The following is a 25,678-nucleotide window of genomic DNA, read 5'->3' as shown; positions in this document are numbered from 1 at the left end:
GTGACATCAGCTGTCGTCCCGGGACTGCGCGTAGGCGACGGCGGCGTCGGTCGTCATCGCGGCACCCCGCGAGCAACCCGGCGTCGTCGCTGACATCTCCGTGGTCAACAGGGCCGGTCGCCGAGGTCGCCGTCGACATGGGTGGTGTCGGGTAGCGGCTGCGGCGCCGGTTCCAGGTGCAGCCGGGTGATGCCGTCGGCGGGTTCCCCCTCGAGGCAACCGCAGGCGCTGTCGGTGAAGCCCGCGAACCGGTACGCGACCTCCATGATGCGGTTGCGGCCGGTGGCGCGGAAGTCCGCGACCACGTGCACGCCCGCGTCGGCGGCCGCGTTGAGGATCCACCGCAGCAGCACCGTTCCGGTGCCGAACGACACCACCCGGCACGACGTGGCGAGCAGGCGCAGGTGCCAGCAGGCCGGATGGTGCTCCAGCAGCACCACGCCGATCGCGCCGTGCGGGCCGAACCGGTCGTCGAGCGTCGCGACGAGCACCGACCGGCCCGGATCGGCGAGCCGGGCCCGGAGTTCGTCGGGTCCATAGTGGACACCGGTGGCGTTCATCTGGCTGGTGCGCTCGGTCAGTTCGGCGAGCCGGTCGAGGTCGGGGGCTGTGGCCGGGCGGATCGTGAGGCGCAGATCGAGGGTGCGGAGGAAGTCGTCGGCCGGCCCCTCGTAGGCGGCGCGGCTCGCCTCGCGGACCGCGCCGGCCCGGTACATGTGGCGGCGGTTGCGGGCGTCGACGGTCACCACGGGCGGGCTGAACTCCGGCAGCGCCGGCAGGGTCGGCACCGCGTCGGCCGGGTAGCAGCGGACCGCCGGGTGCCGGAACGCCATCTCGGCGAGTTCGGTCGGCTGGTCGTCGACGAACGCGACGGTGTCGAGCGCGAAGTTCAACCCCTCGGCGACCTCACGGAGCGCGTCGGGCTTGCGGCCCCAGCCGATGCGCGGACGGAGGAAGTAGTCGGCGACGCCCAGCGCCTCCAGCGTGTTCCAGGCGGCGTCGTGGTCGTTGCGGCTGACGACCGAGTGCAGGATCCCCCGCTCATCCAGCGCTCTGAGCGTCGCGACGACGCCCGGCGCGAGCCGCACGTCGTCGCCCTCCAGCAGCGTGCCGCGCCACAGCGTGTTGTCGAGGTCCCAGACGAGGCACTTGACGAGCTTGTCCATCACACCTCCCACAGGGTCGCCGTCCACGCCGCGACCGGGCTGTTGTTGATGACGAGCACGAGGTCGCCCGGTGCGAGCGCGCCGTCGGCGAGGATGCCGTCGAGGTTGAGGACGACGTCCATCGCGCCGAGGTGGCCGCAGGTGGCCAGGTTCCGCTTGCACACCGGGTGGATCGGCAGGCCCAGCAGCGTCTCGTAGAACTCGAACGCCGCGGCGGTGACGTTCTGCATGGCGGTCGCCCGCACGTCGGCCGCCGTGGCGCCGGCGTCGGCCAGCACGCCGTCGACGAGGCGCCGCAGGCGTTGGCGGCTGTGCAGCGCGAGTTCGAACCGGTACCGGTCGGGTGACGCGCACTCCTCGCGCCACTCGTACCAGGGCGTCTCGCGGTAGTCCACGGTGAACAGGTCGTGGAACCGGCCGTCGGTCTCGGCGCGGTGCGCCCGCAGCACCGGGCGGCCGTCGCGGACGAGCGTCATCGCGAACGCGCCGTCGCCGATGACGGTCACCGGGAAGCGCACCCGATCGACGGCGATCGGCCGGCTCGCGTGGGCCAGCAGCACGGTGTTGCGGCCCGGGTCGGCGACGAGGAGGTCGCGCGCCAGCCCCCACCCGACGCTGGACCCGGCGCAGCCGAGGCCGTCGACGGTGAACGTGAGCCCGGCCCGGACCCCGCCCTCGTGCTGCACCCGGCCGGCGTCGGAGCCGAGCAGGACGTCGGGCGCGCGGGCGCCGACCAGCAGCAGCACGTCGGGTTCGGCGGGCTCCTTCGCGAGCAGCTCGCGGCAGGCCCGCGCGGCGAGGTCGGTCGTGCTCCCGTGGTCGAACACGGTGACGGTGTCGATGCCGCAGCCGCGCGCGAAGTCGGCCGCCTCACTGTCCAGAGTGGACAGGTCGGACAGCTCGGCGACGGCGACCCGCCGCTCCGGCAGTACACAGTGGACGGACCCGAGCCCGATGCTCATTCCGTCACCGCCAGGGCGTGCTCGGCGAGCATGGTCTGGCAGATCTCCGTGCTCCCCTCGATGATCTCCATCAGTTTGGCGTCGCGGTACGCGCGGGCCACCACCGTCGTGTCCGGGACACCGGCCGACGCGAGCACCTGCACCGCCGCCGCGGCACCCCGGGCGGCCGCGTCCGCGGCCACGTACTTGGCCAGCACGGCGTCGGCGAACACGCCGGTCGACCCGTCGTCCCACCCGCGGCTGGCGTGCTCGCAGGCACGCAGCGCGGTCTGCTCGCCGGTCCACAGGTTCGCCAGGTGCCGGGCCACCAACTGATGCCCGGCGATCGGGCGGCCGAACTGCTCGCGGTCGCGGGCGTGCCGCACGGCCGCCTCGCGGCAGGCGCGCAGGATGCCGACGCAGCCCCAGGCCACCGACAGCCGCCCGTAGGTGAGCGCGGAGGTCACCAGCCAGGCCAGCGGCGCGGCGCCGGCGACGAGGAGGTCGGCGGGCACCCGCACGGCGTCGAACGTGACGTGCGCGTGGCCGGCGGCCCGGCAGCCCAGCGGCGGCGGAGCCGCCGTCACGGTGACGCCGGCGGCCGAGGTGGGCACGAGAACGGCAGCCCCCCGCGGACCGTCGGTTCCGAACACCAGCAACAGATCGGCGTACAGCGCGCCGGTCACCCACACCTTGCCGCCGTCGACCACGATCTCGTCGCCGTCGCGCCGCACGGTGGTGGCGATCGTCGACAGGTCGCTGCCCGCGGCGGGCTCGCTGAACCCGACCCCGACGAGCGTGCCGTCGACGAGCCGCGGCAGCACCGCGGCGCGCGTCCGCTCGTCGGTGTGCCGGGCGACGGTCCAGGCGGCCATGCCCTGCGCGGTCATCACGCTGCGCACCGATCCACAGTGGACGCCGACGGCCGCGGTGAGGTCGCCGTTGTCCACACTGGACAGACCCGGGCCGCCGTGTTCGGCCGGCACCTGGGCGCACAGGACGCCGGCCCGGCCGAGGTCGCGCAGCACGTCGACCGGTATCCGGCCGGCGGCGTCCCAGGCGTCGGCCGGTTCCTTCAGCAGTCGGTCCACCGCGGCCCGGACGCTCACGGCGCACCCCGCAACCGGTGCACGAGGTCGGTCATCGCGCGCACCGTGCGGAAGTTGTCGAGGGTCAGGTCCGGGCCGTCGACGACGACGCCGAAGCGCTGCTCCACGAACGTCACCAGTTCCATCGCGAACAGCGACGTGAGGCCGCCGGCCGCGAACAGGTCGTCGGTCTCGGTGAACGGTCGCTTCGTGCGGGCGCGCAGGAAGTCGAGCAGCTCCGAACTGACAGTGTCCACATCGGACGTCATGGCGTGGTCCCTCCGTAGTCGTGGATGCCGTGTCCGGTCTTGCGGCCGAGCCGGCCCGCGGCGACCGCGCCGGTCAGCGTCGCGCAGGGCCGGTACGCCTCGTCCCGGGTCCGCTCCAGGAGGACGTGGAGCGTGTCGACCACGTTGTCGAGCCCGATGAGGTCGGCGGTGGCGAGCGGACCCATGCGGTGGCCGAGGCACCCGGTGAACACCGCGTCGACGGCCTCCGGGGTCGCCCGGCCCTCCTCGGTGAGGCGGGCCGCGTCGTTGATCATCCGCATGAGGATGCGGTTGGAGACGAAACCGGGACCGTCGCCGACCACCACCGGCTCGCGACCGAGCGCGGCGAGCAGGTCCACCACCGCGGCCATCGCCGCGTCGCCGGTGTCCGGCCCGCGCACGACCTCCACGCCCCGGATGAGGTACGGCGGGTTCATGAAGTGCGTACCGACGAGCCATGCCGGTTGCCTGACGGCGGCGGCGAGTTCGCCGACCGGGATCGCCGACGTGTTCGTCGTGATCAGCGTGTCGGGCGCGACGAGCGCCGAGACGGTGGCCAGCAGGTCGGCCTTGAGCGCCGGGTTCTCGGTGACGGACTCCACCACGGCCGCCGCCGCGGCGACCCCGGCCGGATCGGCGGCGACGGTGAGCACGCCGGTGGTGCCGTCACGGGGCAGCGCGCCGAGCATCCGGGCCGTGCGCACCTGTGCCCGCACCGCGGCCGCGGCGGCGTCGCGGCGACTGTCGTCGGTCTCCACCAGCAGGACGGGGAGACCCGAACCGGTCGCCAGCGCGGCCAGCCCGATCCCCATCGTGCCGCCGCCGAGCACCGCAAGACCCAAGTTCATAACCCCTCCAGGAACCGGTAGCCGGGTCGCGTCGCGAGGTAGGCGAGGCTGCGCCGCAGCGCCGCGCCGTCGACGTGTGCGGAACGGCCGGTGGCGGCGAGCCACTCCCGCCAGTTGGCGCTGTCGACCGCGTCGTACTGCCGGCGGTCCAGCTCGTACAGGGCGACGCCGGCCAGCGTGTCGTCCTGTGTGGACAGTGCCCGGTCGGCGACGAGCCGCTGCCACTCGGGCAGCGGCAGGGGCCTGGTCCCGACGCCGGCACCGGCGAGCCGGTCGAACAACGCCGTCGGGGTGGCCAACCGCTCGTCGACGAGGTGGTAGACCCGGCCCACCGAGCCGGGTTCGCGGCCCAGGTGGGCGATCGCGGCCGACACGACGTCGACCGGGGCCGACGCCACCGCGCGGTCGTCGAGGGGACGCGCGCCGACCGCGACGCCGCCGGCCAGGATCCGCCAGACGAGGTCGCGCGGGTTGCAGGCGCCGGTGGTGCGGTCGCCGAGGACCAGCCCGGGCCGGAACACCCGGACCCGCATGCCGTCGGCACCCGCGCGCCGCAGCAGGTGCTCGATCACCCACTTCGCGGCGCCGTAACCGCCCTCGGCCGGGTCGAGCGGCTGGTCGGGCAGTTCCCGCAGGGTGCCGGTGGTGCCGACGGCAGGTCCGATCGCCGCGATGCTCGACACGTAGCTGAGGTCCGGCACGCCGGTCGCCCGCATCCACCGCAGCAGCGCGGCGGTGGCCGTCACGTCGTCGCGCAGCACCCGGTAGGGCTCGGTGAACGCGACCCGCGCGGCGGCGTGCACGACGTGCCCGACGGGAACATCCATCGACCCGAGGTCCGCCAGCGAGCCCGGGACCGCGACCACCCGCTCGGGATCCGGCTCCGGGAGCAGGTAGGCCCGGGCGGCCGCCCGCAGCCGGTTTCGCGCGGCGTCGGGGTCCGCGGCGCGGACCAGGCAGTGGATCCGTCCGGTGTGGACGGTGAGCAGGTCGCGCAGCAGGAACGCGCCGAGGAAGCCGGTGGCGCCGGTCAGCAGCACGTCGTCCGGAACCGGGTCGGCGGGCGGCGCGACCGGACCGAGCGGGAGGTCCAGGTCGGCGTCCAGGTCGGCATCGGGGTCGGCGCCGCCGACGGACCGCACCACCTCGGCGACGCGGCGTACGGTGGCCCGCCCGCCGCCGGCCCGGTGCACGTTCACCAGGACGCCGGTGCGCCGCTGCACGTCCAGCGCCATCCGCACGGCGAGCAGTGACGTGCCACCGAGCGCACCGAACTCGTCGTCGGGCCCGACGGTCGCGACGCCGAACAGGTCCCGCCAGACGCCGGCGATCTCCTCCTCCAGCGGGCCGTCGGCGGCCGTCGGCGCGGCCCCCGTGTCCGCAGTGGACACCGGGTCGAGCGCCCAGTAGTGGCGCCGGGTGAACGGGTACGTCGGCAGGGTCCGGCGGCGGCCCGCGCCGCCGTCGAGCGCCGCCCATCGCACCGGCACGCCGGCCAGCCACGCGGCGGTCAGCGCCGCGTCGAGGGCGTCCGGATCCGGGTCGGGCGGCAGCGGGTGCCGGTCGGCGACCCGTCCCGGCCGCACCGGCGCCTGGTCCGGGAAACCCGCCCGACCGTCCACGATGGACAGCACGAACCGGTCGCCCGGCACCGGATCGGGCCCGGTGGCGACGACCTCGACCGGGCCGTCCACCGCCGCCCCGATCCGGTGCCGCAGGTCGTCGGGGAGCGGATCGGCCACCACCAGCAGCCGCCGTTCGCCGGCCCGCGCCGTCCGCGCCGCCGGCGGCCGGGGCAGCCGCAGCGCGGCGACCGCCTCGTCCACAGTGGACGCGGTCACCACCCGCCGCTCGGCGAAGTGCCGCCGGCCGATCCGCAGCGTGTGCGCGACGTCCGCCAGGGGATGGTCGGGAAGCGCGTCGGCCAGGCGGGCGCTGGCCGCGTCGAGCTCGCGGCGGGTGCGGGCCGACAGCACCAGCCGCACCACCGGCCGCTCCGGCGCCGCCGGCCGGGTCGGCTCCGGCGGCGGACCCAGCACGACCGCGGCGTTGGTGCCGCCGAGACCCATCGAGTTGACGAGCACGTGCCGCCCGTCGCCGGTCGCCGCGTCGGCCGGCACCACGAACGGGCTGTCGGCGAGGATGCCGTGGTCGCGGGCGTGCCCGAACAGCGGGTGCGGCGGCGGCGCGCCGGTCCGCACCACCCGGATCGCGCTGATCAGGCCGGCGATACCGGCGGCCGCGTCGGCGTGCCCGATGTTCGTCTTCACCGAGCCCAGCCCGCAGAAGCCGCGCCGGTCGGTGGAGCGCCGCAGCGCCTGGGTGAGCCCGACGAGTTCGACGTGGTCGCCGAGCGGCGTACCGGACCCGTGCGCCTCCACGTAGCGCAGGTCGTCACCGCCGACCCCGGCCACCGCCAACGCGTCGGCGACCACCCGCGCCGGACCGGCGGGGCTCGGCGCGGTGAAGCCGGGACGCGCGGCGCCGTCGTTGCCGACCGCGCTCCCCCGGATCACCGCGAGGATCGGGTCCCCGTCGGCGAGCGCGTCGGAGAGCCGGCGCAGCACGACGACGCCGACGCCGGACCCGACCGCCGAACCGGTCGACCGCGCGTCGAACGAGCGGCAGAGCCCGTCCTCGGACAGGATCCCGCCGGGCTCGTGCCGGTACCCGGTGAACGGCACGTCGAATCCGGCGCCGCCGGCCAGCGCGTGGTCGCACTCGCCGGCCAGCAACGACAGCACGGCCAGGTGCACGGCGGTCAACGACGACGAGCAGGCCGTCTGCACCGTCACCGACGGCCCGCGCAGGCCCAGCTTGTACGCCACCCGCGACGCGAGGTAGTCGGTGTGCCCGCCGAGGCGCAGCGTCATGTCGTCGAGGAGCGCGCCGCCGCCGTTGCGCCGGCTCAGGTGCAGCGCCGCCGTGTACGTCGAGAAGCTCGCCGCCGCGAACACGGCCGCGTTCAGCCCGGCCGGCGGCGGCACGTGCCCGGACGCCTCCAGCGCCTCCCAGCACGCTTCGAGGAACAGCCGCTGCTGCGGGTCGATCAGGTCGGCCTCGGCGGCGGCGTAGCCGAAGAACTCGGCCGCGAAGTCGCCGACCGCGTCGAGGATGCCGGCCACGCGCACGTACCCCGGCGCGCCGATCTGGTCGACCGGCACACCGGCGGCGCGCAGGTCCTCGTCCGGGATCCGGCGCGTCGAGACGACGCCGGCGGCGACGTTGGCCCACAGGTCGGCGACGCCCGGCGCGTCCGGGAACCGGCCCGCCGCGCCGGTGATCGCGATGTCGGTGCCGGCGCTCACGGCTGTCCCGACGCCTCGGCGCGACGGGCCAGCAGTGCCCCGCGGTCCGGCGCGGCGGCGGGCCCGCCCGGCGCCGGGCCGGCCGGAGCCGGGATGCCCGACAGCAGCTCCGCCTGCGCGCGCACCGTGCTGTGCTCGAACAGCGCGGCGGCCGGGAACGACGCGCCGGTGGCCGCCTTCAGCCGCTCGTACAGCACGACGAGCCGCCGCGAGTCGCCGCCGGCCTCGAAGAACGGCGTGTCCATCGGCACGTCGGCGGTGCCGAGCACGTCGCGCCACACGGCGCGGACCGCCGCGGTCACATCGTCATCCATTGTGGACTCCCCCCGTCGCCTCGGTCAGTAGGAGCGCCCGGTCGACCTTGCCGTTTGCGTTGCGGGGCAACGGATCCCGGTGGTGGTAGGCGTGCGGGCGCATGTGGTCGGGCAGGTGTGCGGCGACGGTGTCGGCCAGGCCGTGCGGGTCGGCGTCCGGCCCGGCGAACCACGCGTGCAGGTCGACGTCGCCGTCGACGGCCGGCACCGCGAGCACGACCGACTCCCGTACCGCCGGGTGGGTGCGCAGCACCGCCTCGATCTCGGCCAGTTCCACCCGGTGGCCGCGGATCTTCACCTGGTGGTCGACCCGGCCGTGGTGCACGAGGTACCCGGACGGCTCGACCCGCACCACGTCGCCGGTGCGGTACCAGTGCTCGCGCCGGACCGGGCCGGTGACGTCGACGGCGCGCCCGTCGCGCACCTCGACGAACCGGCCGGCGTCGGCGGACGGGTCGAGGTACCCGTCGAAGCGCTGCGGCCCGCGGACGCAGAGCTCGCCGTCCGCCGAACCCTCCACTGTGGACACCGCACCGTCCGCCGCGAGCAGCACGCCGTCGAGATGCGGGTAGACGGCGCCGATCGGGACGGTTCCGTTCGTGGTGGCGGGCCACCGCCCGGTGTCCCGCGGCAGCCGGTACTCGGCGCAGGTCATGACGAGCTCGGTGGGGCCGTAGATGTTCCACAGCTCGCTCGCCGGCGCGGCGGCGGCCCACGTACGGGCCTGGTCGACGGTCAGCGGCTCGCCGCAGAACAGGCTGTACCGCAGCGACGGCATCGATCCGGCCGGCACCGCGTCGAGCCGGTCGGCGAGCGACACCACCGACGGCACCGAGTACCAGTGCGTGATCCGGTGCGCGGTGACGAACGCGGCCGGCGACAGCACGTCGCGCGTCGTCGTCGACACGACCGTGGCGCCGGCGGTCCAGGCCACGAAAAGGTTGTAGGAGCACAGGTCGAACGTCAACTCGAAGTTCTGCGCGAACCGGTCGCCCGGACCGACCGGCCGCTGCCGCAGCGCGAAGTCGAGGAACGGCAGCACGTGCCGGTGCCGCACCGGCACGCACTTCGGCGTGCCCGTGCTGCCCGACGTCGACATCAGGTACGCGAGGTCGTCGCCGGTGGCGCGGACGGCGGTGATCCGGCCCGCCGGCAGCCGGTCCGGCCAGTCGCCGCTCAGCACGAGGCGCGGCGTGCCGGTGCCGGCCAGGACGGCGTCGAGGTCCCCGCTCCCGTCGGCGACGACGACCTCGACCGCGGCCGAGGCGCAGATCCACCGGTTGCGCGCCGCCGGTGCGGCCGGGCTCAACGGGACGGCCGCGGCGCCGCACCGCAGCGCCGCCAGGTACCCGACGTAGCCGGCCAGCCCGCGGTTCGTCAGCAGTCCGACGCGACGGCAACCCGGCGCGGCGGCCGACACGGCGGCGGCCAACCGGTCGGCGAGCGCGAACAGCCCGCCGTACGTCCAGACGCGACCGTCGACCTCGAGCGCCGGCAGGTCGGCGTGCCGTTCGGCGGACCGCCGCAGCCGGCTGAACACGCTCCCGGTCATCGGGTCAGCTCCTGCAGGAAGCCGACCATCACCCGCGCCACGGCCGGCGGCACGTCGTCGCGCACCAGACCCGGCATGCGCCGCACGGCCAGGACCCGCCCGCCGCCGTTGGCCTCGACCGACAGCGGGGTCTCCGTCCGGTCGCAGCTCCACCCGTCGACGATCGTCAGTTCGGTCAGCCGCGGCCGGTGGGCGGTGAAGTCGGTGAAGTTGAACATCGTCGTGAACGGGGTCCGGCCGAGGTCCTTCGTGATCTCCGCGAGCGGGAACCGGCGGTGCGGCTGCAACGAGCGCTCGGCCTCGAAGACCTCCCGCAGCAGGGCCGGCCAGGTCCACGCGCCGGTGAGGTCGGCCCGCACCGGCAGGACGTTGAGGAACAGCCCGAGCACCCGGTCGGCCCCGTCGCGTTCCGGCCGGCCGCTGGTCACCACGCCGGTCACCGGTGTCGGATCGGCGGTGACGTCGGCGAGCGCGGCGAGGTGCGCGGCCAGGTACACCGTCTTCACCGGGACGCCCAGCGCCCGCGCCACCGCCCAGACGTCGCGGACGAGCGCGTCGGGGAGGGTCAGCTCGACGTCGGGGTCCACAGTGGACACCGTCGCACCCGTCGGCGCGGGTAGGGCCGGAGCGGACGTCTGCCCGGTCACCGCCTTCCAGTAGGCCCGGGACTCCGCCGACGCGACCGCCCGCCGCTCCGCCGCGACGAAGTCGCGGAACCGGGTGGCCGGCACCGGTGCCAGGGCGCCGACCCCGCCCAGTTCGCGATCGTAGGCGGTGAGCAGTTCGGTCATCAGCACCGAGAAGCTCCACCCGTCGAGGATGACGTGGTGCGCGGCGACGGCGACCTCGTGCGTGCCGTCGCGATGGTGCAGCACGTGGCAGCGTGCCAGCGGCGGCCGCTCCCGGTCCGGTGGACGCGGCCACTCCCCCGCCCACCAGTCGCGGACGGCGACCCCGGGGTCGTCGACCGTCGCGTCGGACTCGGTGAGCGGCACGCGGGCCGCCGTGTGCACGAGTTGCCGCGGCTCCGGCACGGCCGCCAGGTCGAACGAGGTGCGCAGGACGTCGTGGCGGGCGGTGACCGTGTCGAGCGCGCCGCGCATGGCGTCGGCGTCCCAGCGGCCCCTCACCCGCGCCGTCACCAGGTCGTGGTACAGCGTCGGATCGGCGCCGAACACCGACTCGTAGACGATGCCGAGCTGCATCGCGGTCATCGGGTACGCCGCCTCGACGCCGTCCGGCAGATCGCTCGCCGGCTCCTCGGCCGCCGGTTCCGGCGCCGCTTCGTCCACAGTGGACGCCAGGTCGGCCAGCCGTGGGTGCTCGAAGACGTCGGCCACCGAGATCGCCAGTCCGGCGGCCCGGGCGGCCGCCACCACCCGGATCGCCTGCATCGAGTCGCCGCCGAGCGCGAAGAAGTCGTCTCCGGGCCCGACCGGTCCCACGCCCAGCACCTCGGCGACGATGCGCGCCAACGGCCCCGGGTCGGCGACAGAAAGCGGGGCCGCAGGAAGCAGGTGCCCGGCAGGAAGCGGAGCCGCGGCCGGAAGCGGGTCCGGTGCGGGCAGCGCGGACCGGTCCAGCTTTCCGTTGCCGGTCAACGGGAGCGCGTCGAGCGTCACGATCCGGGCCGGCACCAGGTGCGCGGGCAACCGCTCCGCCAGCACCGCGCGCAGGTCGTCGGCGGCACCGCCGGCCCGCACCACGTAACCGATCAGGCGCGGCTCGCCCGGCGTGTCCTCCCGGACCGTCGCCGCGGCCTCGCGCACACCGTCCCAGGCGAGCAGCGCGTGCTCCACCTCGCCCAGCTCGATCCGGAAGCCGCGCACCTGCACCTGGTCGTCGGCGCGGCCGTGGTGTTCCAGCACCCCGTCCGGACGGCGCAGGCCGAGGTCGCCGGTGCGGTACCGGCGGGTGCCGGGTGGCCCGTCGGGGTCGGGCAGGAACCGCCCCGCGGTCAGTCCCGGCCGGCCGACGTAGCCGAGCGCCACGCCGGCGCCGGCCACGTACAGTTCGCCCACCGTGCCGGGCGGCACCGGACGCCCGTCGGCGTCGAGCACGTCGACGCGCAGGTCGGCGAGCGGCCGACCGATCACGCTCCCGTCGGTGCGGTCGCGGACCGCGTCCGCCGTCAACCGGTGCAGCGTCACGTGGACGGTGGTCTCGGTGATTCCGTACATGTTCACCAGTTCGGGCGTGCGGTCGCCGTATCCCGCGAACCACGGCGCCAGGCCGGCCGGGTCGAGCGCCTCGCCGCCGAACACCACGTGCCGCAGCGCGGTCGGCGGGAAACCGGCTGCCTCGGCCGCGCGGGCGAACTGGCGGAAGGCCGACGGCGTCTGGTTCAGCACGGTGACGCCCTCGTCCCGCACCAGCCGCAGGAACGCCTCGGGGTCGCGGCTCGTCGGGTACGGGACGACGACGATCCGGCCGCCGTGCGCGAGCGCGCCCCAGAGCTCCCAGACGGAGAAGTCGAACGCGAGCGAGTGGAACCAGGACCACACGTCGTCGGGCCCGAACCCGAACTCCGGCGCGGTGACGGCGAGCAGGCGCGCCACGTTCGCGTGCGTGACCGCCACACCTTTCGGCGCGCCCGTCGACCCGGACGTGTGGATGATGTACGCGACGTCGCCGGGTCGCACGTCGGCTGCCGGCGGCGCACCGGAGTCCACAATGGACTCCAGCGCCAGCAGCGCGGCGCCGAACCGGCCGCGGAACCGCTCGTTGCCCACCACCAACCCGCACCCCACGTCGTCGACGAGGAACCGGTGCCGGGCCGGCGGATGCGTCGGGTCGAGCGGCAGGTACGCCGCCCCCGCGCGGAGCACGCCGAGCACGGCGGCGACCGCGGCGCAGGTCCGCTCGGCGCACACGCCGACGATCGACCCCCGCCCGGCACCGCGGGCGCGCACGGTGGCCGCGATCCGGTCCGCGGCCCGGGCCAGTTCGGCGTACGTGAGCGAGCCGTCCGGCCCGGTCACGGCCGTCCGCTGTGGATGGTCGGCGACCGAGCGGGCGAACACGTCGGTCAACGTCGTCGGCGCGGGTCGCGGTCGTGACCCGACGGGACCCGAGGGATCGGCGCACGCCGCCCGCAGCACCGCGCGCAGGTCGGCCAACAGGTCCTCGACCGTCGACGGGTCGAACAGGTCGCCGTCGTACTCGGCGGTGAGGCGCGCGCCGCCGTCGGCCAGCTCGTCGACCTCGACGACCAGGTCGAACTTCGCGGTGCCGTTGTCGACCGGCACCGGTTCGGCGACGAGGCCGGCCAGCGCCGCGCGCGGACGCACCGGCCCCTGGTACGCGAGCACCACCTGAACCAGCGGCGGCCCGGACCCGGGGCCCGCGACCAGGCCGTTGACGAGGTGCTCGAACGGCACGTACTGGTGCTCGAACGCGTCCAGCGCCTCGGCGGCCGTCGTGCGCAGCAACGAGTCGAAGGACGGGTGACCGGCCAACCGCACCCGCACCGGAACGGTGGCGACGAAGAACCCGATCACCCCGTCGAGCCCGGTGCTCGGCCGGCCGGCGACCGGCGACCCGATCAGCAGATCGTCCCGGCCGCCGCGGGCACCGAGCAGCGCGCCCAGCGCCGCCAGGTGGACGTGGTAGGGCGTCACGCCGGTGGCGCGGGCCAGCGCCGCGATCGCGGCCACCTCGGGCGCCGGCAGGTGGGTGTGCACCCGCCCGCCACGGAACCGCGGGCGCGCCGGCCGCGGCCGGTCGGTGGGCAGGCCGACGACGGTCGGCGCGCCGGCCAACCGGTCGCGCCGGTACGTGTAGGCGGCCACGCCCGCCGGCGACGTGACGACATCCCGCTCCCACCGCACGAAGTCGCCGAACGTCAGACCCGGCCCGCCGGAGAGCTGACCGGAGTACGCCGCCGCGAGGTCGGCGTCGAGCACGTCGACCGACCAGCCGTCGGACACGAGGTGGTGGGCGACGACGAGCAGCAGGTGGTCGTCGGGTCCGAGCCGGAACAGCGTCACCCTCCACAGTGGAGCCCCGTCGGCCGGAACCGGCTCGCCGGCCGCCCGCGAGACGCCCGGATCCGCCGGCCCCGACGCGTCGCGCACCACGAACGGCACCTCGACGTGCGGCAGCACCTCCCGCACGAGTCCCGTGTCGCTCAACCGGAACCTGGTGCGCAACGCGTCGTGGCGCGCGGCCAGCGCGTCGAATGCCGACCGCAACGCGGCGACGTCGAGCGGCCCGCGCAGCCGGGTCAGGGTCGGCGCCGTGTACGCCGCGGCGGCGGCCGGATGGCGCTGTTCCAGGAACCACAACCGCCGCTGGCCATACGACGGCGCGCCGTCGTCGGCCCCGGCGGAGACGCCGTCAAAGGCAACCGAGCCGGAGCCGACCAGCTCCGCCAGCCGCGCCACCGTTCCCGCGCGGAGGAAGTCGGCCATCGTGACCGCGACCCCGTGCGTCTCCCGCACCCGCACCAGGACCCGCGTCGCCTGCAACGACGAGCCGCCCAGGTCGGCGAAGTGGTCGTCACGCCCGACCGGACCGACGCCGAGCACCGCCTCCCACGCCGCCGCCAGGTCGGTCTCCAGGCCGGGCCGGCACGGCGTGAACGGCACATGCGACGGCCGACGACGGACCCGGAGCGCGCGCAACGCCGCCCGGTCGACCTTGCCGTGCGCGGTCAGCGGCAGCTCCGGCAGCAGCGTCACCGTCGCCGGAACGGCGTGTGCCGGCAGGTGATCGGCGAGCGCCGCGCGCACGCCGTCGGGCGTCACCCCCGACCCGACGACGAAGGCGTCGAGCACCGGCGCCGCTCCCTCCCCGTCCCGGAAAATCACCACCGCGGACCGCACGCCCGGTACGCGGCTCAGCGCGAACTCCACCTCGCCGAGCTCGACCCGGTGCCCGGCCACCTGAACCTGCGCGTCGGCCCGGCCGACGTACTCCAGCTCGCCGCACGGCAGCCACCGCACCAGATCCCCGGTGCGGTACACGCGACCGAACGCCGTCGACACGAACCGCTCGGCGGTCAGCTCGGGCCGGTTCAGGTAGCCGCGGGCCACGCCGATCCCGCCGACGTACAGTTCCCCGACGACGCCGACCGGCACCGGCAAACCGTCGGGGTCGACCACATACAGCTCCGCGCCGCCCACCGGCCGGCCGATCGGCGGCGGGTGGCCCGGCAGCCGGCGGCGCCCCTCGCTGACGTACACCGTGGTCTCGGTCGGACCGTAGACGTTGACCACCTGACGCCCGGCGCCCCACGCCTCGGCGACCGGGTCGGGAACCGCCTCGCCGCCGACCATCAGCACCCGCAGGTGCGGCAGCGGCCGCACGTCGAGCGCGGCCAGCAACGACGGTGGAACGAACGAGACGGTGATGCGCCCGGCTGCCAGCACGTCGAGCACGTCGGGCCCGGCCAACGCGACACCGGCCGGCGGCAGCACCACCGTGCCACCGGCGGCGAGCGGGCCCCAGATCTCCTGCGTGGAACAGTCGAACGTGCCCGGTGAGAACTGGAGGAACCGCACGCCCGGCCCGAGATCGTAGGTGTCGCGCGCGACGTGGGCCAGGTTCACCACCGACCGGTGCTCGACCATCACCCCCTTGGGCCGCCCGGTCGAGCCCGACGTGAAGAGCACGTAACAGAGGTCGTCGTCGGCGACCGCGGGCAGCGTCGTGTCCGGAGCCGACCGCACCAGGTCGTCGACGTCCGCCAGCACCAGCACGGGGTCGACGTCGGCGAGCATCCCCGCGAGCCGCGCCGCCGGCCCGTGCCGGTCCAACGGAACGTAGGCGGCGCCCGCCTTGAGAATCCCGAGCATCGCGACGACGAGGTCGGGCGTGCGGTCGAGGCACAACGCCACGAGACCGCCACGGCCCACACCGCGCGCCACCAACGCCCGCGCCAGCCGGTCGGACCGCTCGTCGAGCTCCCGGTACGACAGCCGGTCGGCACCCCGCTCGACGGCCGTCGCGGTCGGCGTCCGCCGGGCCCGCGCCGACACCAGACCGTGCACGGTCCCCCCGGTGCGGGCCGGTGGCCCGTAGGACAACCGCGCCACGACGTCGAGCCCGTGGGCGGGAGAGTGCAACGGCAGCGAACCGATCGACCGCTCCGGATCGGTGACGGCCGCCGCCAACAGGTGCCCGACCTGGTCGCCGAACCGCTGTGCGGTCGACTCGTCGTACAGATCGGCCCGGTAGCCCACGACCGCGTCGAGGTCGTCGGTGAGCGACAGCGTCAACTCCGGACCGGCCGGACCGACGCCGAGCTCCTCACCCCGTGGAGAAAGACGGGTGACGCGCGTGAGCACGTCGCCGAACCGCGGCGACCCGGACACGTCCACCTCGACGGGTCGCCCGCCGACGCTGACGCACACCACATCGCGTCCCGAATACCGGTGCACCACCGCGACCAGACCGGCGAGCGCGACCACCGCGGGCCCCGACCCGTTCGCGAGCGCGCGCACCGCGTTTCGGACCTCGGCACTCCACGAGGCCCGCACGGCGACAAGCGGCTCGGCCGGCTCTTCCCGCCCCGCCGACGCCATCGGCGCCGGCCGGTCGGCTGGAACGTCCCGCACCATGGCGCGAGGAATTTTGGCAGACAACACTACCCCCGTAGGCCCGCCCGATCCCTCCCTGAATCCAACCACGTCGGTTGACAATGCGAAAGATGCCGATCTTTCTCTACCGTGGACCGGACGGCTTGCGGTGAGGTGGTACCCCACCGGAAGATCCTCAATCCGCGTAGCCGACGGGTCGGGGAGTCATGACGGGCCCCGGCGCAGCTCGTCCGCCGCCTGCCGCAGGGCCGCGACGGTCGCGGCCACCGCCGGGTTGCGGAGGCCGGTGGTGCGCACGACCGCGTGGACCTCGAACGTCGGCGCCGGTGGCGGCAGCTCGCGGACCGCGACCCGGTGCCGGTCGCCGACGAGCGCGATCAGCGGCACCAGCGCGATCCCCGCCCCGTGCGCGACCAGCGACATGATGGTGGCCAGCCCCTCGAACTCCCACCGGATCGCGCCGGCGCCGGGTGAGCCGAGGAACCGGTCGAGCGCGTCGCGGCTCGGGTCCGGCGCCGGCAGGCCGATCCAGGTCTCCGCGCGCAACGCGGCGGGGTCGAGCGGCTCGGCGGCGTCGGCGAGCCGGTGGGTCGGCGGCACCGCGAGCACGAGCGCGTCCCGGTACAGGCGCACCCGGGTCAGGGTGTCGTCGGGTGGCACGGGGCTCCACGCGACGTCGAGGACCACGTCGAACTCGCCGGAGCGGAGCGGGTTGAGGTCGCAGTCCGCCGGTGCCTGCCGGACGATGAGCGCCAGGTCCGGGTACGCGCCGAGGTGGCGGGTCAGCGCCGGCGCGAACGCCGGCCCCGCGGCGGGGAACGCCGCCACCACGACCCGGCCCGCCGGGGTCGCCGCCCGCACGGCGATGTCGGCCTCGGCCGCCTCGACCGCCGCGAGGATCGACGTCGCGTGCGCGGCCAGCCGGCGTCCGGCGTCGGTGAGCCGGGCGCTGCGGGCGGTGCGGTCGAGCAGCGCGGCGCCGGTCTCCCGCTCCAGCGTGGCCAGCTGCTGCGAGACCGCCGACGCGCTGTAGCCCAGGGCGGCGGCCGTCTCGGCGATGCTGCCGCGGCGGGCGAACTCCTCGAGCAGGCGCAGGCGGGTGAGATCCAGCATCGGCACAGCTTACGCTCGGCGTCGGAAACCGCCGCTTGCTCCGATGGGTACGCGCCAGCAACGCTGTGGCGTGTCTCCGTACCGGCAGGTCTTCGCGGCGCCGGGCACCGTGCTGGTCGCGGTGGCCGGCGTCGTCGCGCGCATGGGCCACTTCATGACGGTGCTGGGCACCGTCCTGTTCGTCTCCGCCACCACCGGGTCATACGGGCTCGCCGGTGCCGTGGCGGCCGGCTACGCGCTGGCGTACGCGGCGGTCAGCCCGGTCACCAGCCGCCTCGTCGACCGGATCGGGTGCCGGCGGGTGCTGGTCCCCGCGACGGTGTGCACCACCGGCGCCCGCGTCGCGCTGCTCGTCGCCGTGTGGGCGCACGCGTCGGCGCCGGTGCTCGTGACGCTCGCCGCGGCGGCCGGCGGCAGCACGCCGGCGATCGGCTCGCTGGTGCGGGCGCGGTGGAGCCGGCTGTACCGGGGCTCGCCGCTGCTGCATCCGGCGCTGTCGTTCGAGTCGGTGATGGAGGAGACGATCCTCGTGGTCGGGCCGGTCGCGGTCACCGCCCTCGCCGGCTGGGTCGACCCGTCGGCGGGCCTCATCGCCGCCGTGGTCCTGGCCACGGCGGGCCTCGCGGCGCTCGCGGTCGGAATGAAAGGTGACGCGCGCAGCGTCGCCGCCCAGCCATCGGGCGACGCGATCCGCGGGCTCGGTCCCCTGTTGGCGGCGTTCGCCGCCGTCGCTGTCGCGACGATCACGGTCGAGGTGGCGGTCGTGGCGTCCACGGAACCCGCCGCGGCCGGTTGGATCCTGGCGACGATGGCGCTCAGCAGCGCGCTGTGCGGCCTGTGGTACGGCGTCCGGCGGTGGCGCCGGCCGCCCCGCGACCGTCTCATGTGGACGGTCGCGCTGCTCGCGGTCACCAGTCTCGGTTTTGCCGCGGCGCCGAACGTCCCCGCGCTGTTCGCCGCGGCCGCGCTGTTCGGACTCACGCTCGCGCCGACCTTCATCGACGGCTTCGCGGTGGTGCACGAAACCGTGCCCGCGCACCGCCTCACCGAGGGGCTCACCTGGATGACGACCGCCGCCGGCGTCGGCATCGCGGTCGGATCCGCGACGGCGGGACAGGTCGTCGACGCCCGCGGCACCACCGTCACCTTCCTGGTGGCCACGGGATTCGCCGCCGCCGCCGTACCGACCGCACGGTTCGCGACGACATAATGCGACCGTGACCCATCGCAGCAGACTCTCGACGATCCTGATCGACGCGCCGACCGGTGAGGCCCCCGCCGCCGCGTCGTTCTGGTCGCAGGCACTGGGTGTGCCGGCCGACCCGGTGCCCGGCGAGGAGCAGTTCACCTCGCTACCCGGCGCGCTGCCCGACCTGGTCCTGGCGGTGCAGGCGGTCGACGACCGACCGCGCTACCACGTCGACATCGAGACCGACGACGTCGAGGCCGAGACGCGGCGCCTGATCGGCCTCGGCGCGGTCGAGACCGGCCGCTGGTTGGAGTGCCGGACGCTGAGCGCCCCGGGCGGGCACGTCCTGTGCGTGATCCCGTGCCACAGCGACCCGGAGACGTTCCGGCGCCTCTCCCGGGAGTGGGACTAGCGCAGCCAGCGCAGGGCCGCGTCGGCGGTGTCGTCGGGAGCGTTGTTGAAGGCGATCGCCGCGTCCGGGGCGTGCCGCCGGACCAGGTTGACGATCCGCTCGAAGAGGTCGAGCAGCGGTTCGTGCTTGCGGATGCCGCCGCCCACCACCACGCACGCGTAGGGCTTCGCGGTGAGGGCGGCGACGATCACCCCCTCGGGATCGTCGTCGGGGACCACCAGGCACATGTCGGCCTCGATGCCCAGTTCGTCGAACCGGGCCTGGCCCCGTTTGATGCCCGCCACGACCGGTTCCGGGTCCCAGCCCGGTATCCGGACGGGATCGAGCCCGATCACCAGCACCGCCCCGTACGCCATGCGGACATGGTGCCACGGACAGCACGACGGAGCGGGTGGCACGCCACCCGCTCCGTCGTTCGTACTAGCCGCTCAGTGCCAGCGACGGTGACTGCGCTCGACGACCAGGAGCCAGTCGCCACCGACCCGGTAGCAGCGCGGGTTCTCCCACCGGCCGCGGTTCTCGCCGATCCAGCCCCGCCACCGGCACTCGCGCCGGGTGTCGAACCGGTCCACCACGTAGTTGCGGTCGCGCCGTCCCCAGTCGCGGCCCCAGTCGCGGCCCCCACGGTCGTCCCAGTCGCCGCCGCCGCGGCGGTCGTTCTCCGTGCTCGTTGCGGCGGTGCTCTCCTGCGTCGGCGCGGCCGAGGCCGCGGTGGCGGTGACGCCGAAGAGGCCGCCCGTCATCAGGGCAAGGCCGGCGATCGCGGCCGCGCGCTGCATGGTCCTCATGAATTATCCCTCCGTGACTGCTTGACTACTGTTAGTACTTTCCCGTCACAGAAGGATCCAAACACGGCAAACACGCTTTAACCGGTCTTTTAGCCGAGACAGACCACCTGATCGGACGATGTCGGCACAATCGGAGCGGCCGTGCCGCCGCGGGGTCGACGGTCAGGCGGTGAGCAGGTCGCGCAGCGCGGGGAGCAGGTCGGGACGCGCGAACCCGAACCCGGCGTCGAGCAGGCGTCGCGGGACGCAGCGGCGGCCGGTCAGGGCGAGCGCCGGGTCGGTGCGCAGCAGCAGGGCGCCGACCCGCACCAGCGGCGCGGGCGTCGGCGGGGCCGGTGGGCGACGCAGGACCCGCCGCAGCGCGGCCATCAGCTCGGCGTTGCGGACCGGGTTCGGGCTCGTGGCGTGCACGACGTCGGCCATCGCGGGATCGTCGAGCGACCGGCGCACGATCGTCAGGAAGTCGGCGACGTGCAGCCAGCTCACCCACTGCCGGCCGGAACCGACCCGGCCGCCGAGGCCCCAGCGGGCCAGGCCGGCGAGGCGGTTCAGGGCCGGGGTGCCACGATCGAGGACGACGCCGGTGCGCAGCACCACCTGCCGGCCCGCCCGCGCACCGGCGGCCGCGTCCTCCCAGGCCCGCGCGACGCCGGCCATCTGCGGCGGACCGTCGGCGGGTGGCGCATCCTCGGCGAGGACGGCCTCCCCGCCGTCGCCGTAGATCGCCAGCGTGCTCGCCTGCACCCACACGGTGGGCGGCCGGTCCGATCCGGCCGCCGCGAGCGCCAACGCCGTCGTCGGCTCGACCCGCGACCGGGTGAGCAGCTCGACGTTCGCCGCGGTCGGCCGCCGGTCGACGAGCTCGCCGGCCAGATTCACGACGGCGGCGCCGGAAAGTTCCGTTGCCCACGGGCCGACGGTGACACCGTCCCACCGCACCTGCCGGTACGGCGACCCCTCCCGGACGGTGCGGGTCAGCACCACCACCTCGTCGCCCCGGCCGGCCAGATCGGCCGCGATGGCGCGACCGAGGGCGCCCGACCCGCCCGCGAGTACCACCTTCACGCCGAGCATCGTGCCAGACCACCCCCACGCCACGGCGGGTACTTCGCGTCGACGGCTGCTTCCGAGATCTTGGACTCCCGAAGGGGCCATGGCACCTCACGCAGTCCAAGATCCACAAAATCGGGCCTGCGCAGGGGGACCGGGTGGTGAAACCGCGGTGAAACCGGCGCAATCCGGGACCGGCGCACCGTACCGGCATGACCAACATCCCGAACCGGCCGGCCATCGAGGTGGCCGGCCTCCGCCGGTCGTACGGTGCCCAACTGGTGCTCGACGGCATCGACCTGCGCGTCGCCGAGGGCACCGTCTTCGCGCTGCTCGGACCGAACGGCGCCGGCAAGAGCACGATGGTCCACATTCTCTCGACGCTCATCCGGGCCGACTCCGGCACGGCCCGGGTCTGCGGGCACGACGTCATCGCGGACGCCGACCGGGTGCGCGCCGCGATCGGCGTCACCGGGCAGTTCTCGGCCGTCGACGTCTACCTCACCGGCGAGGAGAACCTGCTGCTGATGGCCGACCTGCACCACCTCGACCGGCGGGAGGGGCGGCGCCGGATCGCCGACCTCCTGGAGCGGTTCGGCCTCACCGACGCCGCGAAGCAGGGCGCGGCCACGTACTCGGGCGGCATGCAGCGCAAGCTCGACCTCGCCATGGGTCTCATCGGCGACCCGCGGGTGATTTTCCTCGACGAGCCCACCACCGGGCTCGACCCGCGCAGCCGGCGCGAGATGTGGCAGATCGTGCGGGACCTGGTGGCCGGCGGCGTGAGCGTCTTCCTCACCACCCAGTACCTGGAGGAGGCGGATCACCTCGCCGACCGCATCGCGCTGCTCGACCGCGGCCGGATCGTCGCCGAAGGGACCCCGGCCGAGCTGAAGAGCCGGGTGCCGGGCGGGCACGTGGAACTGCGGTTCGGTGACGACGAGGCGCTGGCGACGGCGGCGGTGTTGCTGGGCGTGGTGCCGGAACGGGGCGACGACCCGCTGGTGCTGCGGGTGCCGGGCGACGGCGGTGTGCGTCACCTCAGATCTCTGCTCGAACGGCTCGACGCCGGCCACGTCGAGGTCGACGGCCTCGCCGTGCGCACGCCCGACCTCGACGACGTGTTCTTCGCGACGATCGGACAGAACCGATGATCCGGGATTCGGCGACGATGCTGCGCCGCCAGCTCAAGCACATGTCGCGCAACGTGTCGCTGATCCTGATCCTGCTCGCGGTGCCGGTGGTCATCCTGCTGCTGTTCGTGTTCGTGCTCGGCGACACGCTGGGCAACGGCCTCGGCGAAGAAGGCGGCCGCAGCCTGTACGCGAACTACGTGACGCCGGGCATCCTGCTCATCACGATCGCCGGCGCCGTGCAGGGCACCGCGATCGCGGTGGCCATGGACATGACGACGGGCATCATCGCGCGGTTCCGGACCATGGCGATCGCGCGGGTGTCGGTGCTCACCGGGCACGTGCTGGGCAGCGTGCTGCAGACCCTGCTCCAGCTCGGCGCCGTGCTCGGGGTGGCCGTGCTGGTCGGGTTCCGGCCCGACGCCACCGGCATCGAGTGGCTGGGCGCCATCGGGCTGCTCGTCGCGGCCACGGTCGCGCTCGTGTGGCTGACGGTCGCGATGGGTCTGGCGGCGAAGACCGTCGAGTTGGCCAGCAACCTGCCCATGCCGCTGATGATCCTGCCGTTCTTCGGCAGCGGGTTCGTGCCCACCGACTCGATGCCGGCCGGGCTGCGCTGGTTCGCCGCGTACCAACCGTTCACCCCGATCATGGAGACGCTGCGCGGGCTGCTCCTCGGCACCGCGATCGGCGGGAGCGCGGTGCTCGCGTTCGGTTGGTGTGCCGCGATCGCGGTGTTCGGGTACCTGTGGGCGAGGCGGCTCTACAACCGCGACCGCACCCGCTGATCCAGCAGGGCGAGCGCCTCCGCACGGAGGCCGGGCCCGTCGAGGGCGGCGTACGACGACACCGCCCGGTCGTACGCCGTCCGGTCGGCGCGTTCGGCGTCCGCGCGGGCGGCCGCGCCGGACATCGTCGGCTGGAAGGTGCGCGGGAACCGGAACCGCTCGGCGAGGGCGATCATCCGGGCCACCGACGACCCGCGGGCGGTGTCGCTGGCTGTGTCGCGCGCTGTGTCGCGCGCGAGGTCGGCCGTCGCGAGGGCGAGCAGCAGCGTGCCGCAGACCGCCGGTTCGACCAGGTACGGCGGCGGGTTGACCAGCGGATGGGTGAGCAGGTGGGTCAACCGGTCGGGCAGCGCGTCGGCGACCCCGGCGACGAGGTCGAGCCGGCCGTGCCGGGCGTGCGCGACGACGGCCACCGACCGCGCCTCCACCACCCACGGGTCCAGGTCCGCCGGGACGCCCTCGGTGACGGCGGCGGTGGAGACCAGGTCGACCACCCGCCGCCACAACCGCAGCCCGGCGTCGGTGTCGCCGCGGGCGAACAGCACCTCGGCCCGGAGGGCGAGGTCGTAGCCCATCGCCTTGGCCTCGTCCTCGGCGAGCGCGTGCCGGGGCAGGCAGTCGAGCCAGCGCTCGGCCTCGTCGGTGTCACCGATCTGCAGGTTGGCCAGGACGAGCCAGGCCCGGGCTCCACCCGCGTCGGACCGGGCGCCGAGCCGTTCGAGCACCGGCTGCGCGGCGGTCAGGTGGTCGCGGGCCTCGGCGCCGAGCTCCTCCTGGAGGCAGAGTTCGGCGAGCCGGCTGTGGACCAGCGCGCACGGCCACGGCAGGTTCCGGTCGACGAGGACGTCGAGCGCCCGCCGGGCCGCCTTCAGCGCCGCGTCGAGGTCCCGGGCGGCCTCCCAGTGGTAGCTCGCCATCATGTTCGCACCGGCGGCCAGCAGCGGTTCGGCGCTGTCGCACAACCGGTGCAGCTCCGCGGGGTCCGCCAGCGCGCCGATCACCCGGCCGCCCGCCCGGATGAACGTGTCGGGCGGCGCGGGGCCGAGCCGGCGCAGCGCGACGACCGCGCGCCCGGGACGCGACCCCTGGAACGCGAACGCGTACACCGTGGCCATCGACAACGCGGTCCGCGTCACCTCGACGAACGCCGGCTCCGGCCGGTAGTGCGACAGCGGCCGGGCGGTCTCCCCGATCAGCCCGGTCATCCGCCCGTAGTTGGACTCCAGGCACCACAGGCCGCTGAGGACGGCGGTGACCGCCGCGACGGTGGGCAGGTCGTCGCGGCCCAGCGCCAGTCGAAGGGCCTGCAACAGGTTCTCCTGCTCCGCCCGGATCGCCGCGACGGCGTCGTAGGGGTCGGAGCCGACCAGGTCGGCGTGGTGGTCGACGCCGAACTCCCGCGCCCAGGCCAGGAACGCGGTCGTGACGCCGTCGGTCTCCCCCGCCGCCGTGAGCCGCGCGGCGCTGAACTCGCGGACGGTCTCCAGCATCCGGAACCGCGTCCCGGCCGGGGTGTCGGAGACCTTGACCAGCGAGTGGTCGACCAGGTGCTCGATGAGCGGGTCGCGCGCGTCGATCAGGTGACGGGCGGCGTCGGCGGTGAATCCGTCGGGGAACACCGACAGCGCGCACATCGCCGACCGGCCGGCCGGGTCGAGCAGGTTCCAGCTCCAGTCGACCACCGCATGCAGCGTGTGGTGCCGCTCCGGCGCGTCGCGGGCGCCGCCGCGCAGCAGGCCGAACCGGTCGTCGAGGCGCCGGGCGACCTCGGCCACCGACGAGATCCGCACCCGCGCGGCGGCCAGTTCGACCGCGAGCGGCAGCCCGTCGAGGTGGCGGCACAGGTCCTCTACCGCCGCGGCCGGCAGGTCGACACCCGGCCGGGACGCCCGCGCCCGCTGGGTGAACAGCTCGACGCTGGTCGACAGGCTCAGCTCGGGCAGCGGGTAGACCGACTCCGACGACAGGCCGAGCGGGGTGCGGCTGGTGGTGAGGACCCGCAGCTCGTCCGTCAGCGCCACGAGGTCGCGGACCAGGGCGGCCACGGCGACGACGACGTGCTCGCAGTTGTCCAGCACGAGCAGGGCCGGGCCGGTGGCCAGCGCCGCCGCGACGTCGGCGGCCCCGCCGGGGTTCCGGCGCCCGCCGATCCCGACGGCGGCGGCCACCTCGCGGACCACGTCGTCGGCGGCGTCCCCATCGGCGCCTCCGCCGGCGTCTCGGCCGGCGTCTCGGCCGGCGCGGATGCCGGCGAGCGGGACGACGGTGACCGTCGGCACCCCGGCGCGGCGCGCGACGGCGTTGGCGAGCCGGGTCTTGCCGAGCCCGCCCGGCCCGACGATCGAGGTGACCCGCGCCGACCGCAGCAGCGCCTCCACGGCGGCCACGTCGTCGTCGCGCCCGAGCAGGTGGTTGGGTTCCCGGGTGACGCCGCGCCGCACGGTCGGCACCGCACCCCGCAGCAGCCGCCGGTGCTCGGCCTGCACCGCGGTGCCGGGGTCGGTGCCGAGCTCGTCGCGCAGCGCCCGGCGGTAGGACTCGTAGCGGGCCAGCGCCGTGGCTGGGCCGACCGTGGCCGCCTCGCACCGCAGCAGCTCGACCAGCACCTCCTCGTCGCGGGGGCGGTCGGTGGCCAGGCCGGCCAGCCCGTCCACGGCCTCGGCCGGTCGGTCCAGGCGCGCGAGGGACAGGGTGCGGGCGCGCACGAGCGTCCGATGAACGCTGAGACGCTCGGCCCGGAGCGCCGCGACCGGGCCCTCGTCGGCGGGTGCAGACAAAAGCCCGCCCCACAGCGCGAGACCGGCGTCGGCGTGCGACAGCGCCGCCGCGTGATCGCCCGCCCGCGAGCACCGCGCGGCCGCGGCGGCCCGCAGCTCGACGGCCGAGCTGTCGACCTGATCCTCGGTGAGCGTCAACCGGTAGCCGGTCGCGGTGCGGGCGATGACGTCGGCGCCGAGCTGCGACCGGGCCCGGGAGACCAGGATCTGCAGGGCCTTGGCCGGGTTCTCCGGCCGCTCGTCGGGCCAGATCCCCTCGACCAGCCGCCCGGTGCCGCAGCCGGTGCGCAGGTCTCCGGCGAGCAGGGCGACGAGCCCCCGCAGGCGCGGGCCGGCGATCTCCCGGCCGCGGAACGACACCCGCGTGAGCAGGACGAGATCGGGTGTCACCGCACCAAAC

At 75.0% G+C, this 25,678-nt stretch carries 18 protein-coding genes; 4 read left to right on the top strand and 14 right to left on the bottom strand.

The window, feature by feature from the left end:
* Positions 1-104 precede the first annotated feature (104 nt).
* The 10 genes from Vau01_RS38075 to Vau01_RS38030 form a co-directional block, all read right to left on the bottom strand.
* A complete protein-coding gene (locus Vau01_RS38075) occupies positions 105-1,166 on the bottom strand; it encodes an HAD-IIIC family phosphatase (protein WP_239152180.1) in 1,062 nt (353 codons plus the stop codon).
* Complete coding sequence (locus tag Vau01_RS38070; protein WP_204003965.1) at positions 1,166-2,128, bottom strand: 3-oxoacyl-[acyl-carrier-protein] synthase III C-terminal domain-containing protein; 963 nt, start codon at positions 2,126-2,128, stop codon at positions 1,166-1,168. The genes Vau01_RS38075 and Vau01_RS38070 overlap by 1 nt, the downstream gene beginning before the upstream one ends.
* Complete coding sequence (locus Vau01_RS38065; protein WP_204003963.1) at positions 2,125-3,216, bottom strand: acyl-CoA dehydrogenase family protein; 1,092 nt, start codon at positions 3,214-3,216, stop codon at positions 2,125-2,127. Before Vau01_RS38065 ends, Vau01_RS38070 begins: the two co-directional genes overlap by 4 nt.
* Positions 3,213-3,464, bottom strand: a complete 252-nt coding sequence (locus Vau01_RS38060) for an acyl carrier protein (protein ID WP_204003961.1) — start codon at positions 3,462-3,464, stop codon at positions 3,213-3,215. Before Vau01_RS38060 ends, Vau01_RS38065 begins: the two co-directional genes overlap by 4 nt.
* Positions 3,461-4,312, bottom strand: a complete 852-nt coding sequence (locus Vau01_RS38055) for a 3-hydroxyacyl-CoA dehydrogenase family protein (RefSeq protein ID WP_204003958.1) — start codon at positions 4,310-4,312, stop codon at positions 3,461-3,463. Before Vau01_RS38055 ends, Vau01_RS38060 begins: the two co-directional genes overlap by 4 nt.
* Positions 4,309-7,620: a beta-ketoacyl synthase N-terminal-like domain-containing protein gene (locus Vau01_RS38050; RefSeq protein WP_204003956.1), complete on the bottom strand. Its 3,312-nt coding sequence runs from the start codon at positions 7,618-7,620 to the stop codon at positions 4,309-4,311. The genes Vau01_RS38055 and Vau01_RS38050 overlap by 4 nt, the downstream gene beginning before the upstream one ends.
* Positions 7,617-7,934, bottom strand: coding sequence for an acyl carrier protein (locus tag Vau01_RS38045; protein ID WP_204003954.1), 318 nt, complete (start codon positions 7,932-7,934; stop codon positions 7,617-7,619). The genes Vau01_RS38050 and Vau01_RS38045 overlap by 4 nt, the downstream gene beginning before the upstream one ends.
* On the bottom strand, positions 7,927-9,486 hold the full coding sequence (locus tag Vau01_RS38040; RefSeq protein WP_204003952.1) for an AMP-binding protein: 1,560 nt from the start codon (positions 9,484-9,486) through the stop codon (positions 7,927-7,929). Before Vau01_RS38040 ends, Vau01_RS38045 begins: the two co-directional genes overlap by 8 nt.
* Complete coding sequence (locus Vau01_RS38035; protein ID WP_204003950.1) at positions 9,483-16,049, bottom strand: non-ribosomal peptide synthetase; 6,567 nt, start codon at positions 16,047-16,049, stop codon at positions 9,483-9,485. Before Vau01_RS38035 ends, Vau01_RS38040 begins: the two co-directional genes overlap by 4 nt.
* Positions 16,050-16,232: 183 nt before the next feature.
* Positions 16,233-17,141, bottom strand: a complete 909-nt coding sequence (locus tag Vau01_RS38030) for a LysR family transcriptional regulator (RefSeq protein WP_204003948.1) — start codon at positions 17,139-17,141, stop codon at positions 16,233-16,235.
* 70 nt (positions 17,142-17,211) lie between these two features.
* On the opposite strand from Vau01_RS38030, the gene Vau01_RS38025 reads away from it, so the two are divergent.
* Both Vau01_RS38025 and Vau01_RS38020 read left to right on the top strand, forming a co-directional pair.
* Positions 17,212-18,351 carry an MFS transporter gene (locus Vau01_RS38025; protein WP_204003946.1) on the top strand — a complete coding sequence of 380 codons (1,140 nt, stop codon included), beginning with the start codon at positions 17,212-17,214 and terminating at the stop codon, positions 18,349-18,351.
* Between the two features lie 7 nt (positions 18,352-18,358).
* Positions 18,359-18,742: a VOC family protein gene (locus Vau01_RS38020; RefSeq protein WP_204003944.1), complete on the top strand. Its 384-nt coding sequence runs from the start codon at positions 18,359-18,361 to the stop codon at positions 18,740-18,742.
* Here Vau01_RS38020 and Vau01_RS38015 read toward each other — a convergent pair.
* The 3 genes from Vau01_RS38015 to Vau01_RS38005 form a co-directional block, all read right to left on the bottom strand.
* Entirely contained in the window at positions 18,739-19,098 is a 360-nt protein-coding gene (locus Vau01_RS38015) for a hypothetical protein (protein WP_204003943.1), read from the bottom strand. The two genes, Vau01_RS38020 and Vau01_RS38015, sit on opposite strands and share 4 nt — an antisense overlap.
* Positions 19,099-19,170: 72 nt before the next feature.
* Positions 19,171-19,530: a hypothetical protein gene (locus Vau01_RS38010; RefSeq protein WP_204003940.1), complete on the bottom strand. Its 360-nt coding sequence runs from the start codon at positions 19,528-19,530 to the stop codon at positions 19,171-19,173.
* Between the two features lie 162 nt (positions 19,531-19,692).
* The gene (locus tag Vau01_RS38005; protein WP_204003937.1) at positions 19,693-20,595 is read right to left on the bottom strand and encodes an epimerase; all 903 of its coding nucleotides are present in this window, start codon (positions 20,593-20,595) and stop codon (positions 19,693-19,695) included.
* A 197-nt stretch (positions 20,596-20,792) separates the two neighbouring features.
* On the opposite strand from Vau01_RS38005, the gene Vau01_RS38000 reads away from it, so the two are divergent.
* Both Vau01_RS38000 and Vau01_RS37995 read left to right on the top strand, forming a co-directional pair.
* A complete protein-coding gene (locus tag Vau01_RS38000; protein WP_204003934.1) occupies positions 20,793-21,734 on the top strand; it encodes an ATP-binding cassette domain-containing protein in 942 nt (313 codons plus the stop codon).
* Positions 21,731-22,501: an ABC transporter permease gene (locus Vau01_RS37995; protein WP_204003931.1), complete on the top strand. Its 771-nt coding sequence runs from the start codon at positions 21,731-21,733 to the stop codon at positions 22,499-22,501. The genes Vau01_RS38000 and Vau01_RS37995 overlap by 4 nt, the downstream gene beginning before the upstream one ends.
* Here Vau01_RS37995 and Vau01_RS37990 read toward each other — a convergent pair.
* On the bottom strand, positions 22,477-25,668 hold the full coding sequence (locus tag Vau01_RS37990) for an ATP-binding protein (protein WP_204003929.1): 3,192 nt from the start codon (positions 25,666-25,668) through the stop codon (positions 22,477-22,479). The two genes, Vau01_RS37995 and Vau01_RS37990, sit on opposite strands and share 25 nt — an antisense overlap.
* Positions 25,669-25,678 lie beyond the last annotated feature (10 nt).

This window comes from Virgisporangium aurantiacum (assembly GCF_016863635.1).
Classification (GTDB): domain Bacteria; phylum Actinomycetota; class Actinomycetes; order Mycobacteriales; family Micromonosporaceae; genus Virgisporangium; species Virgisporangium aurantiacum.
The sequence above is the reverse complement of the archived record's forward strand: the minus strand, read 5'-3'. Positions and strand labels throughout refer to the sequence as shown.

What these genes read in the sequence shown, in the direction of transcription:
- Vau01_RS38000 (WP_204003934.1), top strand. Translation starts at nt 20,793, where the DNA reads ATGACCAACATCCCGAACCGGCCGGCCATCGAGGTGGCCGGCCTCCGC.
- Vau01_RS37995 (WP_204003931.1), top strand. Translation starts at nt 21,731, where the DNA reads ATGATCCGGGATTCGGCGACGATGCTGCGCCGCCAGCTCAAGCACATG.
- Vau01_RS38055 (WP_204003958.1), bottom strand. Translation starts at nt 4,312, where the DNA reads ATGAACTTGGGTCTTGCGGTGCTCGGCGGCGGCACGATGGGGATCGGG.
- Vau01_RS38045 (WP_204003954.1), bottom strand. Translation starts at nt 7,934, where the DNA reads ATGGATGACGATGTGACCGCGGCGGTCCGCGCCGTGTGGCGCGACGTG.
- Vau01_RS38015 (WP_204003943.1), bottom strand. Translation starts at nt 19,098, where the DNA reads ATGGCGTACGGGGCGGTGCTGGTGATCGGGCTCGATCCCGTCCGGATA.
- Vau01_RS38035 (WP_204003950.1), bottom strand. Translation starts at nt 16,049, where the DNA reads ATGGTGCGGGACGTTCCAGCCGACCGGCCGGCGCCGATGGCGTCGGCG.
- Vau01_RS38070 (WP_204003965.1), bottom strand. Translation starts at nt 2,128, where the DNA reads ATGAGCATCGGGCTCGGGTCCGTCCACTGTGTACTGCCGGAGCGGCGG.
- Vau01_RS38030 (WP_204003948.1), bottom strand. Translation starts at nt 17,141, where the DNA reads ATGCTGGATCTCACCCGCCTGCGCCTGCTCGAGGAGTTCGCCCGCCGC.
- Vau01_RS38075 (WP_239152180.1), bottom strand. Translation starts at nt 1,166, where the DNA reads ATGGACAAGCTCGTCAAGTGCCTCGTCTGGGACCTCGACAACACGCTG.
- Vau01_RS38060 (WP_204003961.1), bottom strand. Translation starts at nt 3,464, where the DNA reads ATGACGTCCGATGTGGACACTGTCAGTTCGGAGCTGCTCGACTTCCTG.
- Vau01_RS38040 (WP_204003952.1), bottom strand. Translation starts at nt 9,486, where the DNA reads ATGACCGGGAGCGTGTTCAGCCGGCTGCGGCGGTCCGCCGAACGGCAC.
- Vau01_RS38010 (WP_204003940.1), bottom strand. Translation starts at nt 19,530, where the DNA reads ATGAGGACCATGCAGCGCGCGGCCGCGATCGCCGGCCTTGCCCTGATG.